The organism is Moraxella atlantae NBRC 14588 (genome assembly GCF_001591265.1).
In the GTDB taxonomy this organism is placed as follows: domain Bacteria; phylum Pseudomonadota; class Gammaproteobacteria; order Pseudomonadales; family Moraxellaceae; genus Faucicola; species Faucicola atlantae.
Genome location: NZ_BCUL01000018.1, coordinates 1 through 14,685, shown reverse-complemented (window position 1 = coordinate 14,685; position 14,685 = coordinate 1). Strand labels below are relative to the sequence as shown.

Genomic DNA, 14,685 nt, shown 5'->3' with positions numbered 1-14,685 from the left:
CATATCTGATCGTTAATATAAAAGTCAGGGATTAATGTAATCAGATTGCCAAATTTTAGCAAGTATTTCTTACAAAAATTTTATGAACTGTATTTGTACAGCGGTAACACTGACGCAAAACACGTTGCTGTAATGCGTCAAAGACTCTTTGCCTAACCACCAACCTTGTGCTTAAATGCAATTGATCATAAGCAACATTTAAACCCAAATAGGAAACCAGCCCATGAATGATTTTTATCAACTCAGTGCCGAACGTCTCAATGGACAAACGTTTGACTTTGCCGAACTACAAGGCAAGGTTTTGCTGATTGTCAATACCGCCAGTAAATGTGGCTTCACCCCACAATACGCAGGACTTGAAGAACTGTACCAACGCTATCATGACCAAGGTTTGGTCGTGATAGGCTTTCCGTGCAATCAGTTTGGTGGGCAAGAACCAGGTGACGCTGACCAAATCAGCGAATTTTGCCAAGTCAATTACGGCGTTAGCTTCCCGATGATGACAAAAGTCGCGGTGAATGGCGCCAACACCCACCCTGTGTTTGATTTTCTTAAACGCGCCGAGCACGGCAAAGGCATGTTAGGCGATGCGATCAAATGGAACTTCACCAAGTTTTTGGTTGATCAGCATGGCAATGTGGTCAAACGCTACGCGCCCACCACCGCGCCTGCCGATATCGCCAGCGATATTGAAGCTCTGCTCAATCCATAGCTACCCACCAGTCAAGCCAAATAACAAACCCATAAATTTTGCCAAAAAAACAGGCGTTTATCCACCAAACGCCTGTTGTTTAATGATTTTATTTTAAAAAATTCGCTTAGAACAGCACGCGCACGCGAATAGTTTCAGGCACAGCGCGCAAACGCTCCAGCGCGGCTTTTGAGTCGTTGTTGTCCACATCCATGACCAAATAACCGACATCTTCTTGTGTCATCAGGCTTTGTGCCAACACGTTAATGCCTGCATCAGCAAACGAACGGTTGATTTGCGACAATACGCCTGGCACGTTTTTGTGAATATGTAACAAGCGGTGTGATCCATCTTTGACAGGAATACTGACATTCGGGAAGTTTACCGCCGAGGTTGTATCGCCTGCGTCAGAATAGCGCACGAATTTTTCTGCCACTTCTAGCCCGATATTGGCTTGTGCCTCTTGTGTTGAGCCACCGATATGCGGTGTCAAAATCACGTTATCAAACGCACGCAATGGCGACTCAAACTCTTCATCGGCAGATTTGGGTTCTTTTGGAAATACGTCAATCGCCGCGCCAATGACTTTTTGACTGCGCAGTGCGTCTGCTAAGGCATCGATATCAATACACTTGCCGCGCGCTGCGTTGATGATATGGGTACGCGGCTTCATTTTGGCAAATTCGGCGGCGGTGATCATGTTGCGTGTTTCGGGTAAATCAGGCACGTGTAGGCTGATGACATCGGCTTCGGCTAGCAATTCATCCAAATTGGCAACTTGGCGCGCGTTACCCAACGGCAATTTGGTTAGCACATCGTGATAAATCACCTTCATACCCAAACCTTCGGCAAGCACCGATAGCTGCGAGCCAATCGAACCATAGCCGATGATACCCAACGTCTTGCCGCGCACTTCGTACGAGTCTTTGGCAGACTTATTCCAGCCGCCGCGGTGTACCACGGCGTTTTTCTCAGGAATACCGCGCATTAGCATGATGATTTCGGCGATTACCAACTCTGCTACCGAGCGCGTGTTAGAATATGGCGCGTTGAACACAGGTATACCCAATGAGCGCGCCGCGTCCAAATCCACCTGATTGGTACCGATACAAAAACAGCCAATCGCGATCAGTTTTTCGGCGTGCTGCAAAATATCAGCGGTCAGCTGCGTGCGCGAGCGAATACCGATAAAATGCGCGTCTTTAATTTTTTCTGCCAGCTCATCAGGATCCAGCGCGGTTTTGAGGTACTCAATATTGGTATAACCTGCATTTTTGAGCACTTGTAGCGCGTTGTCATGCACGCCTTCTAGCAGCAAAAAGCGAATTTTGTCTTTATCTAATGAAACCGTTTGCATACATTATCCTTTTGGCTAAATTTACTGGGTCACCGTCAAAATAGGTTTTTACACAAAGCTGTTGAACGCTTTATCCTAGCACACTTACCACCACTTAGCAGATATTTGCTAGAAAATTTTTCTTGGCAAAGGATAAGCATTGGTTATGCAAAGATTTTACAAGCCCTTAGCATCTGTCTTTGTTTAGCATTATTGAATTTTTTAAGATAAAAACAATAAAAAATTAATCATTAGTATTTAAAGTCTGCTGATATTTAACAGGATAAAACAGCCTATCGGGGCAAAAATATGCTATGATTTAGCCAAATTTTGTCAAGCGATTGTGGTTTTTATTTGTAAAAAAAATTTTTTGGGTGTTTAATATGACTGAACAAACTACCAACCCTAATCTTACTAAACTGTGCACGCGTTTGTACAATCACCCAACCCATGCTTTTGAGGCGACACAGATTAAGACCGATGCTGAGAGCTTGCAGCACTGGGGGCGTGACTGGAGTCGGCAATTTGAGCCCAATCCATTGGCGGTGGTGTTTCCCAAAACCACCGAGCAGGTGCAAGCTGTGGTGCAAGTGTGCAACGATTTGGGTTTGGTGATTACACCAAGCGGTGGGCGTACGGGGCTATCGGCAGGCGCGGTGGCAGCAAATGGTGAGGTGGTGGTCAGCCTTAATAAAATGAACCAAGTGCTCAACTTCTACCCTGCAGACCGTTTGGTCGAAGTGCAAGCTGGCATGGTGACCAAGGCGCTGCAAGACTATGCCGAGGCGCAAGGGTTATACTACCCTGTCGATTTTGCCTCAAGCGGTTCTAGCCAAATTGGCGGCAATATCGGCACCAATGCAGGCGGCATCAAGGTGATTCGCTATGGCATGACGCGTAACTGGGTAGCGGGACTGACGGTGGTTACGGGCAATGGTGATATTTTGCGCCTAAACAACGGCATGATCAAAAACGCCACGGGCTATGACTTGCGTCAGCTATATATCGGTGCTGAAGGCACGTTGGGGCTGATTACTGAGGCACAAATTCGACTAGAACGTCCACCACGCGATTTGACCGTGATGGTGCTGGGGGTGGAAGAGTTTGCCCATATCATGCAGATTTTGGCGACGTTTCAGCGTGCGCTGGATTTGACGGCATTTGAGTTTTTTGATGACACCGCGGTGCAAAAATTACTGGCTACGGGGCATGTGCAGCGTCCGTTTGATACAGACGCGCGGTTTTATGCGCTGATTGAGTTTGAAGCACCCTACGAGCCCATCATGGACACCGCCATGCAGCTGTTTGAAGAATGTGTGGAAAACGGCTGGGTGATCGATGGTGTGATGAGCCAATCCATCGCGCAAGCACAAGAGCTGTGGAAGCTGCGCGAGTATATTTCTGAGACAATTTCGGTCTTTACACCATACAAAAATGATATTTCAGTGCTAATCAGCCATGTACCTGCGTTTATCGCCGATATCGAAGCGATTGTCAAAGCTCACTACCCCGATTTTGAAATTTGTTGGTTTGGGCATATTGGCGACGGCAATTTGCATCTAAATATTTTAAAACCTGAGCACTTGAGCAAAGAAGCATTTTTTGCCAAATGTCAAACGGTCAATGACAAGGTCTTTAATACCGTGCAAAAATACGGCGGCTCGATTTCTGCCGAGCACGGCGTGGGCATGACCAAAAAGCCCTATTTGCACTACACGCGCACACCCACTGAGCTGACATATTTACGCGCGATCAAACACGTGTTCGATAACAACAACATCATGAACCGAGGAAAAATTTTTGACTAAAATCAAAAACACCCAACCCAACCAACCATTGCGCGTGGCTGTGATCGGTGGCGGCGTGGCAGGCTCAACGATTGCCTTGCGGCTTGCGACGGCAGGTGTAGAGACGTTTTTACTCGAGCAAAACGCCAGCCTAATCAACTCACCGCCGATGTGTCACTTGCACGCAGGCGGTAACTTGTACCGCGAGATTCCGCTAGAAGATTGTAAAACCCTATTGCGCCAGTGCATTGACATCGCGCGGCTATATCCTGATAGCATCGATGTGCGCCCCACTGTCATCACTGTGCCCAAGCGCGATCGCGGCAACGCCAGCGATTTGTTGCCACGGTTGGCGGCTTTGACCGCGTATTATGCCGAACTTGTGGCGCAAGATTCGCGCAATGCGGTGTTGGGCGCGCCAGAACATTACTATCGTCTGTATAACCACGACGACTTGGCAAGGCTTGCCGAGCAACCCCCACCTGCAACCGCCGAAGACGCACACGTGACCGATGACTGGCTAACCGCGTTTGTTCATGTGGTTGATTGGAGCAAATTACAAATGCCTGTGGTGGCGGTGCAAGAATACGGCTGGAATATTTTTCGCCTTGCCGCCTCTGCTGAATTACAGCTTGCCAAGCTACCCAATGCCCATGTATGGACAAACACCAAAGTGTATGGCTTACAAATGCAGCACAACGCTGACGGCACGCCTGCAGGTTGGACGATCGACTACCAAACCGCCGAGCAAGACAGCGCGCAGCTCACTGTGGATTTTATTGTTAATGCCTGTGGTTTTCGCACGGGTATGCTTGATGATATGGCAGGCATTCATGCGAAGCGCATGGTGGAATTTAAAGCATCATATATCAGCCACTGGCAGCCCCACATGGCATTGCCTGAGATTATTTTTCATGGCGAACGCGGCACACCACAAGGCATGGCGCAGTTTACGCCTTACACGCACGGCTATGTCCAACTGCACGGTATGACACCCAACATCACGCTGTTTGAAAACGGGCTCACCCACTCAACAGCAGATAGCGCGCAGCCCCCTGTTGCAGCAGAACACGTGCGCTATATTGAGCAAGGTTGGGACAAAGCAGTTTTGCAAACACGCACTGAATCGGCAATTGCGTATGTCAGCGAATTTATACCAAAGTTTGCTCACGCTGAACCTGTTGATAACGCACTATACGGCGCGCAGCAAGTACCGAGTGATGATATCAGCCAGCGCGTTGCCGATTGCCAAATTTTTGCCGACAAACGCTACGCCATTGCCGAAAACATCAAGGCAAATTCCGCGCTGGATGTCGCGGATTTAATCGTCGAGGCGTTGATTGCACAAGATTTACTGGACCCGCAATACCGAGCACATCCACAATGGCAGCGACTAAACGCCCAAGCTGTGGAGGCGCGTGCAATTGAGCTTGCCAAACAGCGGCATTATCCCGTCGATATGGCAAAGGTCAATCATGCGTTGGTGTTGCCTGAGTGACTTGGTTAAGCGTTAAGGTTAAGCGTCAAGATTTAAATTGCTTAGAACCTTAAACAACAAAGCCCATCTGTCTAACGATGGGCTTTTGATGGCTAATGCACACGTTTAAATTTTATCCACATCTAAGTCATCATCCATTTTAATAATCGGCGGTAATGCCGCGATGACCTCATCAATCGTGTGGCACACCACCAAACGCGTCAAATCCGCAGGCTGCATAAAACCTTGCTCAACCGTAACATGCAAATGCTCAATCAAGCGGTCATAAAAGCCATTGATGTTTAAAATCAGCATCGGCTTGTCATGCTGATACAGCTGCCGCCACGTGGCGATTTCCATAATTTCCTCAAGTGTACCTAAGCCACCTGGCAAAGTAATAAACGCGCTGGCGTATTCTGCCATAATCGCTTTACGCGTGTGCATGGTATCGGTGAGGTGTAAGCGCGTCAGTCGCGCGTGTGCAACCTCACGCCCAAGCATAAATTCAGGAATCACGCCAACCGCCACACCGCCGCTATCAATTACCCCATCGGCAACCGCACCCATACAGCCAATCACCGCACCGCCATACACCAAGCCATAGCCGTGCGCCACCAAAGCCGCGCCCAACTCGTACGCACTTTCGGCATAAATCGACGCGCTGCCGACGCGTGAGCCACAGTACACCGCTACCAACGGCACAGGCAACGGCTCACGCTGCTGTTGAGCGCGGATCTGGGGCAGATAGTCATAGGTGATGATGTCACGGGCATCGCCAGTGTTGCTGGTCATTGCAACGTTGTGTTCAGTTTGTTGATGGGCAGGGGTTACAGCGGTTATTGTCATAAGTCTTCCTGGTTTTTATTGGCTTGTCATTATGCCAAGCCAATAAGACAGTTTGATGAACAAGGTAGCAAGTCGTACGCCGCATAGCGCGCACGCTTATTCATACCACGTGTTGGCGGATTTTTTGCTACCAGATTTGGGCGGTATATTTTGGTCGGTGTGTTTGGTCTTTGCCGCTTTGGTTCGCGTATCGGTTAAGTCATCGAGCACAGCAAGCAGCGGCTGCCATTGTGCTTGTAATTCACGATACGGTTTTTGCTGCTGATCAAAAATGCTCAAACCGCGCTCCGCTAAGGCAGGATAAATGCTACGCTCAGCAAGCCACGCGATCGGCTGAATGTCAAATTCAGCGTATAATTCATGCAAGCGCGCGCTGGGCTCACCGTGTTCAAACAACGACGCGCGCACACGGTTAGCAATGGCATAAACATTGACCTTGCCTTTACGAATGCGCTTGATATCTTGTATATTTTTGATAAATTTTTGACTACTTGCCAAATCGAACACCGCTGGCAACACGGGCAAAAAAATCGCCTGACATTCTGCAATCAGCTGTTCGGCTTTGTCACCTGCCAGCGCACCTGGTGCATCAATCACCAAATAGTCAGCTTTGCTCGCCGCTTTAGACAGCCCGCCGATGTCATCTGCATCACGCCAATCAACGCTCACAATCGGCGCAGCCTCGCTTGAGCGCAGTTTGAGCCAAAACAGACTAGATTTTTGCACATCGGCATCGGCAAGTGCTACCCGTTTGCCTTGATTTGCCAGTGCCGCCGCCAGTGTCACTGCGATGGTGGATTTACCGCAGCCGCCTTTTTGGTTGGCAACCAAAATCGTTTGCATACTCCCCCCCGAAGATGTTTTGCATGTTTATGGGTCTGACCACGCACTGCCTAGCATCGCGCATGAATCCAAACCTGTGCCAAATCAATAGCACCCAACATCCTTACCTATGTTAAACCCTTGCGGCTTAGCCTAACAAAAATTTAACCATTGTCAAATGCTTTTGGTGCTCTAATTTGCTACAGTAAAGTCGGTCCATCACTGTATTTTTAGGTTTAAGATTCGCCATGCAAAAAAAGGTTGTATCAATGCGCCGATATCAAATCGGCTTGTTGTTGCTTAGCGCACTTGTGGCAACAGGCTGCGCCAGCCAACGCCAACTATCTGCCAAACAATGCGCCAACACCGATTGGCAAGCGGTTGGCTATCAAGATGGAGCAAACGGGCTAGATGCCACTGCCATCACACGCCATCAGCAAGCCTGCGCCGCAAGCGGTGTATTGCCAAACGTGGCGGCGTGGCAACAAGGGCAGCAGGCAGGGCACAAGCAATATTGCACACCGCTGCGCGCGTATCAACTTGGGCGTGAGGGTGTCGCCTATCGCAACATCTGCCCACCCGAGCAGACTTTGGATTTGCTCAAAGCGCATGACGCAGGTTATTTAAATTACCAACGCGAACAGCTGCTTGAGCAACTGTGGTATGACAACGACCCGTTTTGGAACGGTTGGGGTTGGGGGCGGTTTGGTGGTTTTGGGCATGTCGGTGGGCGATACTTACCGCCACGCGTTCGCCAAACGCCACCACCCGTTGATGGTTTGAGCACCTCGCCCAAACCGTAATGATATTTGACCAAGTGATTGACAATTTGGTCTTTTAACAAAAACAAACCGCCCAAGCGCATTGTTTTGTCTGGCATTGTTTTGTCTGGCATTGTTTTGTCTGGCATTGTTTTGTCTGGCTTGGGCGTTATTTATATTGATCAGTGATTGGATTTAATCGTCATTTTTGCGTGATTTTTGGCGTTTTTTGCCTTTACCGCGTTGATTAAACTCAGATTTTTGTAATTGCGCCACCAAGTCAAAATCAATTTGTTGGGTATCCATATTGACACCTGCCACCTTGATGCGCAGTTTGTCACCAAGTCCAAAAACTATGCCCGATTTTTCGCCCAGTAGCTGCTGAGATTTTTCATCATAAACAAAAAAGTCTGCGCCTAAGTGCGAAATATGAATCAAGCCCTCAATAAACAATGCGGTCAAGGTGACAAACAAGCCAAAATTGGTCACCGCGCTGACCACGCCGTCAAATTCTTCGCCGATATGCGCTTGCATGTAATGCGCCTTGAGCCATTGTTCCACAAAACGGCTAGCCTCTTCGGCACGGCGTTCGGTCATTGAGGTTTGCTCGCCTGCTTCCTCAAGCGTGTAATCGGTGACAGGCATTTTTTTGCCCAATACCTTGGCCTTGATGGCGCGATGTAGCATCAAATCAGGATAGCGACGAATCGGTGAGGTAAAATGACCGTAGCGGTCATACGCCAAACCAAAATGTCCGATGTTGGTCGGTGCATAATTCGCCTGCTGCATGGAGCGCAGCAAGACGCTGTGAATACTGACCGCGTCGGGTCGATCGCGCGTTGCCTCGATGATACGCTGATAATCGGCTTGTGTGGGGTTTTCCTCAGGAAAGCTCAAACCAAATAGCTTGACAAAATCGCTGACTCGTGCAGCGCGTTCGGCTTCGGGCGCGTCATGATTACGATACAGCACAGGCAACTCTTGGCTCAAGGCAAAATCCGCCGCGCAAACGTTGGCAAGCAGCATCATCTCTTCAATCAAGCGGTGTGAATCGCCACGCATGCGCGGAATGATCGCGCTGATATCACCCGTTTCATCAAATTTGATGTAAGTCTCTGTGGTTTCAAATTCCATCGCGTGCCGTTCTTGCCGTTTGACCAACATGACTTGGTACAAGTCATACAGCACGTCAATGGATTTTTTTACCGCTGCATTGCCTGTAATGCTATCGGGCACTGCAACGTCTGATGACGCATTTGGCGCGGTTTTGCCTTTGACTTGGTCAAAATAAGCATTCACTTGGTTGTATGTCAAGCGCGCTTGTGAGTGCATGACGGCAGGATAAAAGCGATACCCTGTGACCTTGCCTGCGCGTGACAGATTGATATCGGCAACCATACACAGTCTGTCCACGTTGGGATTGAGCGAACACAAATCATTGGACAGCCGTTCGGGCAACATAGGCACGACAAAGTGCGGAAAATACACCGACGTACCGCGCTGATACGCGTCTTGGTCAAGGGCAGAATTTGGCGTGACATAATGGCTGACATCGGCAATTGCCACCACCAACCGATAACCGCCGCCGCGCCGTTTTTCGGCATACACGGCATCATCAAAGTCACGTGAATCCTCACCGTCAATCGTCACCAAGGGCAGCTTGCGGATATCCTCACGCCCTGCCATCTCCTGCACATCAGGCTCATGAAAGCCTGCCACCTGCGCCAATGTTTCGGGACTAAATTCATATGGAATATCGTAATTAAGCAGCGTGGTTTTGATAATCAGTTCGCGCTCATTGTCATCCACCAAACGCTCGACGATTTTACCCGTAGCATATTCGTGCTGCGTTGGATAATCGATAATCGCCACACGCACAGGATCGCCAAGCTGCGCTGCCATCGCCTCGACGTTATCATCGGTGATGGTAATCGGCTGATGACCGTTTGGGCTAATCAATTCAACCACATAACCTTCATCATCGTGGGCAAGCTTACCGATGTACTCCATCTGGGCACGCTCGACCACCTCCAATACGCGCCCAAGCATACGCCCACGGTTATCAGTTTGGGTAGCAATTGCGCGCACGGTATCGCCATGAAATACCCAACGCATTTCCAATTCATTTAAAAATAAATCGGGCATATCCTCAAGCAAAACAAAGCCAAAGCCTTTGGCATGGGCGGCAACCGTACCGACCACGCTATCGCGCTCACTCAATGGGCGATAAATAAACGGATTACCACCGTCAGCGTCGCGGCTGAGCTGCCCATCACGCACCATAGCTTTGAGGCGATTGCCTAAAGCTTCATATTGCACGTCGTCTAAGTCAAAATGGTTTGCCAATTCGTGCTGCGTCGCCTCGCCTTTGTCGGTCAAGGTCTGCAAAATCAGCACGCGGCTAGGGATCGGGTTGTCATAATTCGCCGCCTCAAGCGCGGCGTTTGGGTCTTGCCAATCGTTCATTGTTGAATCTTACTAATTATTATGGATAAAAAATAGGTAGAAAATGGTGAAAAATAGCGCATATCACACGGCATTGCCTTACGGTAACACAGTTTGTCACCAAACGCTACTGCTATTGATATTGGGGTGATTGGTGATTATTTTTGCCAAATGGTTTTGTACTTGTGCAATAACTCATCGGGCGTTTCGCGTCGTTCGGGGTCGGGGATAATGCAATCAATCGGGCAAACTTTGTCACAGGTTGGCGCATCATAAAAACCGACGCATTCGGTACACAAATCAGGGTTGATAACATAGGTTTTTTGCCCTTTGTTGTCGTATGAAATGGCTTCGTTCGGGCATTCGGGTTCGCAGATGTCGCAGTTGATGCAATCAGCAGTGATTTTGAGTGCCATAGTTATCTCTTCAACTCATACGAAAAATTAATCATTATACCAATCCCAATTTTGTTGAATACCTGTGATATCAGACATAAATTGACTCCATTCTGAAAGTCTATAATAAGCCTGCTGTTTAGGATTATAATAACAATCCTCTTCCTCGAAATTCTCCAAACTCGAAGATTGCGTTAGCTTTTTGTTAGTCTTTTTTTTACTAGAGTTTTTCTCCTTAATTTTTACTAAAACTTGATTATTACCATTGACGTACATAGTTATGAAATTTAAATCAAGAAACAACTCTTTCCAAGATTTATAGCCATAATCTTTTGATTTTAAGCGATTCGGCTGATTTCCTAGAATACTTCCAACAATTTGCAATTTCACAAACTGCTTATCTTCTGACTGTTCTTTAATTATTTTCTTTATTAAATTGGTTAAATTAGTATTCTCATTCAATTTTTTCTTGGTATTTTTGTGCTGACTTTTAGATGATTTTAATGAACTTTGGCTTAAATCGAAAAACTTATCACATTGCTCCTTTAATCTTTGTGCTGTATTTTTACCGCCCATGCCAATAACGTATTTTTGCTTGTCTTTGATTGCAGCAATTAAATGTACAAAATCAGCGTCACCAGAAACAATACAAAAGGCATCTAGATGATGGTATTGCGTTAAAATCTCAACGCCTGCTATCGTCATAGAAAAATCAGCGCTATTTTTACCTTCTTTTTGATGCCTTTCGATACTTAGCTTGTAGTTACCAGCATTACCTTCCCAACTTTTTAAATTATTATTACGACCAAAAGCTTTAGCAATTTTCACCTCGCCAAACTCTTTTAAATTATCAAAAATCCTATCAATATGTTGATAAGAAGTATTATCTGCGTCAATCAACAGAGCAATTTTCATAGATAACCCTTATCATGTAAAAATCGGCTCATCAACCTGTTTCATAATCAGCGCAAACTGTAGGCTTGCTGTATCGATATCCTTAAACGGATTGGCAATTTGGCATACCCAACCTGAACCCAATGCCGCATCAATCGGCGCGCCTTTTTTGTCCCACATCGCATCGAGCGTGTAGCTTACATTGCCCACTGGAGTCATAATTTCAATGACATCGCCAACAGACAGTTTGTTTTTAATTGTCAAGGTCAAACGCTCAGGCATCACCTCGGCAACCTCAGCGACAAACTGCTGATGGTCAGTTTTGGATGAGCCGTACTGATAGTTTTGGTAATCTGAATGCACGTGGCGGCGCAAAAAGCCTTCGGTGTAGCCACGATTGGCTAGCCCATCCAACGCGCCAATCAAATTGACATCAAACGGCTTACCTGCCACCGCGTCGTCAATCGCTTGACGATACACCTGCGCCGTACGCGCAACATAATAATGTGACTTGGTACGTCCTTCGATTTTGAGCGAATGTACACCCATTTGGGTCAGCTCTGGCACCAACTCAACCGCACGCAAGTCCTTAGAGTTCATAATATACGTGCCGTGTTCATCCTCAAACATCGCCATCAGCTCACCTGGGCGACCTTGTTCCTCAATCAACACAACCTCATCAGACGGCGCTTGCACATAGTCATCGGGCATGACGACATCACCGTTTAGATTGACGTTACCAATCGCCCCTGCTTGCGCGGTTTGCGTGGGCACGAATACTTCAGGCGATTTTGGCACGATATCGCCAACTTCATTTTCAGTAGCTTGGTAAGTGTTGTACGACCAGCGGCAAGCATTGGTGCAAGTGCCTTGATTGGCATCACGTTTATTGATATAACCCGATAACAAACAGCGTCCCGAATATGCCATGCACAGCGCACCATGGACAAATACTTCAATCTCCATATCAGGCACTTCAACGATGATTTGCTCAATCTCACGCAATGACAACTCACGCGACAAAATCACCCGACTCACGCCCATTTGTTGCCAAAATTTGACTGTTGCCCAGTTCACCGCATTTGCCTGTACCGACAAGTGAATAACCTGCTCAGGAAACGCCTCGCGCACCATCATAATCATCCCTGCATCCGACATAATCAGCGCGTCGGGGCGCATTTCAACCACAGGGCGGATATCCTCAATAAAGGTCTTGAGCTTGGCGTTATGGGCTTGGATATTAACCACGACATAAAACTTCTTGCCCAATGCATGCGCATAAGCAATGCCTTTGGCTAAGTTTTCTTCATCAAAATCATTGTTACGCACGCGCAGACTATAACGCGCTTGCCCTGCATACACCGCATCTGCGCCATACGCAAACGCATATTGCATATTTTTAAATGTCCCTGCGGGACACAGCAGTTCAGGCTTGCGTATTGGCAAATGCGTTTGAGCAGTGCTATCTTGCGTGATTTGGGCTTGCGCGGTGGCTGATTGAGTCATAACGGGCATATCCTGTTCAAAGGTTGAACAAATTAAAACCCTGTATTATAACAAAATTTTTTTTGGGTTAAAATAAACTTGAGTAAATTGGTTGGGTTTGACGTAAGCGAATTTTGGCAAAAAACGCACTACCTAGCAAGCGCAAACGCTGGCTTAGTAGCATGATTTATTTGACTGTTCAACACATAATTATGACTTTGGCATTTTATCGCCAACCTCTCCCATCATGCCCTTGACGGTGTTTAAAATATCGGCGGGCAATACCACGGTTTTGGCATTGGATGATTTTGCCATATCGGTCATGGCTTTGATGTACTGCTCGCCTAGCAAATACAGCAGCGGAATCTGCTGCTCACCAACCGCTTCGGCAATCAAACGAATGGACTGCTCACTACCGCGCGCCAACACAACTTGCGCCTGTGCATCGCGTTTAGAGGCCTCAAGCCGCCCATCCGCCTCTAAAATTGCTGCCTGCTTTTGCCCATCGGCTTTGGTCACGGTCGCACGACGTTGGCGTTCGGCAGCAGCTTGCTCTTCCATGGCCATTTGCATAGTTGGTGATGGGCTAATATCTTGAATTTCAACGGTTTTTAGGGTAATACCCCAATCAGCGATGTCATCAGAAATCGATTGTTTGAGCGTCGCCTTGATCTGGTCACGCGACGACAGTGCATTGTCAAAATCCATATCACCGATGATAGAGCGCAACGAGGTTTGCACCAAATTGCGAATGCCCTGCTCATAATCTTCAATACCATAAACGGCGCGCTCAGGATGCACGATATTGATATATGCCACCGCATTGGCAATAATCACCACGTTGTCACGCGTGATGACTTCTTGCGCAGGGATATCCAACACAATGTCCTTGGTGGTAACTTTGTAAGCCACACTATCAACAAACGGAATGATAAAATTCAGCCCGGGCTCAAGCGTCTGGTGATACTTACCCAAACGCTGAATAATCCACTTATAGCCCTGCGGTACGATTTTGACACTTTTAAACAGCGTTAAAAGCACTAAAACTACCAACACCACGATTAGATAAAACATGTATCGCCCTCCGTGTCGCTGTATATTTATGTGTTGTATTTATCGGATTAAATCAAAAATGACCGTTTTGGGCTAGGTTTAATTTGACTGAGTAAGACTTTGCGGCTCCATGGCGCGCACGAGCAACTCGTTGCCAATCACATCAACCACTACCACACGCTCACCAATTTGTAACGGCAAGTCATATTGGCTGCGACATTGCCATTCATCCGCACCGAAAATTGGCACACTAAAACGCACCTTGCCGATTTGCGCGGCTGTCGGTGCATAAATCACCATACCTGTCTGTCCAATAATACTACCTGCGCCTAGGCCTGCTGTTGTGCGATTGCGCATTTTGGGGCGAATATACGCCACACTTAGCCACGTCAATACCGCAGACAATGCCAACCACAGCAATATTGCAGGCAATACAGACAAACCAAATAGCCACACCAGTAGTCCGACGCTGAGTGCCGCTATGCCTGATGTCAAACATACCCATGCCCCGACAAACAGCTCTAAAATTATCAAAATAAAGCCGAGTACCAGCCAATGCCATGCTTGGGTGAATAATTCAGTCGTCATTCTACGCGTCAAAATCCTATTAATATTATACTAACAATTTTTTATGGCTAAAATAAGAATAATTTATCACTATCTTAGCAGAAAATTACCACAAAACAAGAGCAC

Annotated in this window: 13 protein-coding genes; 4 read left to right on the top strand and 9 right to left on the bottom strand. The window is 47.4% G+C overall.

The features are described 5' to 3' along the window. Positions 1 to 223 precede the first annotated feature (223 nt). A complete protein-coding gene (locus tag MA2_RS08760; protein WP_067058955.1) occupies positions 224 to 712 on the top strand; it encodes a glutathione peroxidase in 489 nt (162 codons plus the stop codon). Between the two features lie 106 nt (positions 713 to 818). On the opposite strand, the gene serA is transcribed toward MA2_RS08760, so the two are convergent. After that, positions 819 to 2,048, bottom strand: coding sequence for a phosphoglycerate dehydrogenase (gene serA / locus MA2_RS08755; protein WP_067058953.1), 1,230 nt, complete (start codon positions 2,046 to 2,048; stop codon positions 819 to 821). Positions 2,049 to 2,410: 362 nt separating this feature from the next. On the opposite strand from serA, the gene MA2_RS08750 reads away from it, so the two are divergent. Together MA2_RS08750 and MA2_RS08745 are read left to right on the top strand one after the other, a co-directional pair. Next, the gene (locus MA2_RS08750; protein ID WP_079352017.1) at positions 2,411 to 3,835 is read left to right on the top strand and encodes a D-2-hydroxyglutarate dehydrogenase; all 1,425 of its coding nucleotides are present in this window, start codon (positions 2,411 to 2,413) and stop codon (positions 3,833 to 3,835) included. Beyond that, a complete protein-coding gene (locus MA2_RS08745; RefSeq protein WP_211269844.1) occupies positions 3,828 to 5,312 on the top strand; it encodes an FAD-dependent oxidoreductase in 1,485 nt (494 codons plus the stop codon). Before MA2_RS08750 ends, MA2_RS08745 begins: the two co-directional genes overlap by 8 nt. Positions 5,313 to 5,417: 105 nt before the next feature. Here the strand turns inward: MA2_RS08745 and MA2_RS08740 are convergent, their stop codons facing one another. Next, positions 5,418 to 6,083: an LOG family protein gene (locus tag MA2_RS08740; protein ID WP_079352018.1), complete on the bottom strand. Its 666-nt coding sequence runs from the start codon at positions 6,081 to 6,083 to the stop codon at positions 5,418 to 5,420. 150 nt (positions 6,084 to 6,233) lie between these two features. Then, complete coding sequence (locus tag MA2_RS08735) at positions 6,234 to 6,980, bottom strand: ParA family protein (RefSeq protein WP_067058951.1); 747 nt, start codon at positions 6,978 to 6,980, stop codon at positions 6,234 to 6,236. A gap of 248 nt (positions 6,981 to 7,228) precedes the next feature. Here MA2_RS08735 and MA2_RS08730 point away from each other — a divergent pair, with 248 nt between their 5' ends. Continuing rightward, positions 7,229 to 7,762, top strand: coding sequence for a DUF2799 domain-containing protein (locus MA2_RS08730; RefSeq protein WP_158080593.1), 534 nt, complete (start codon positions 7,229 to 7,231; stop codon positions 7,760 to 7,762). 153 nt (positions 7,763 to 7,915) lie between these two features. On the opposite strand, the gene rnr is transcribed toward MA2_RS08730, so the two are convergent. The 6 genes from rnr to MA2_RS08700 all read right to left on the bottom strand — a co-directional run bounded on the left by rnr (position 7,916) and on the right by MA2_RS08700 (position 14,580). After that, the gene (gene rnr / locus MA2_RS08725; protein ID WP_067058949.1) at positions 7,916 to 10,186 is read right to left on the bottom strand and encodes a ribonuclease R; all 2,271 of its coding nucleotides are present in this window, start codon (positions 10,184 to 10,186) and stop codon (positions 7,916 to 7,918) included. 137 nt (positions 10,187 to 10,323) lie between these two features. Continuing rightward, positions 10,324 to 10,581 carry a YfhL family 4Fe-4S dicluster ferredoxin gene (locus tag MA2_RS08720; protein ID WP_067058945.1) on the bottom strand — a complete coding sequence of 86 codons (258 nt, stop codon included), beginning with the start codon at positions 10,579 to 10,581 and terminating at the stop codon, positions 10,324 to 10,326. 27 nt (positions 10,582 to 10,608) lie between these two features. Beyond that, entirely contained in the window at positions 10,609 to 11,475 is an 867-nt protein-coding gene (locus MA2_RS08715) for an NYN domain-containing protein (RefSeq protein WP_067058943.1), read from the bottom strand. 12 nt (positions 11,476 to 11,487) lie between these two features. Continuing rightward, positions 11,488 to 12,960, bottom strand: coding sequence for a prephenate-dependent tRNA uridine(34) hydroxylase TrhP (trhP, locus tag MA2_RS08710; protein ID WP_079352009.1), 1,473 nt, complete (start codon positions 12,958 to 12,960; stop codon positions 11,488 to 11,490). Between the two features lie 189 nt (positions 12,961 to 13,149). Further along, positions 13,150 to 14,013 (bottom strand): SPFH domain-containing protein, encoded by an 864-nt coding sequence (locus MA2_RS08705; protein WP_067058941.1) that lies wholly within the window; start codon positions 14,011 to 14,013, stop codon positions 13,150 to 13,152. 78 nt (positions 14,014 to 14,091) lie between these two features. Next, on the bottom strand, positions 14,092 to 14,580 hold the full coding sequence (locus MA2_RS08700; protein WP_067058939.1) for an NfeD family protein: 489 nt from the start codon (positions 14,578 to 14,580) through the stop codon (positions 14,092 to 14,094). Between the last annotated feature and the right edge of the window lie 105 nt (positions 14,581 to 14,685).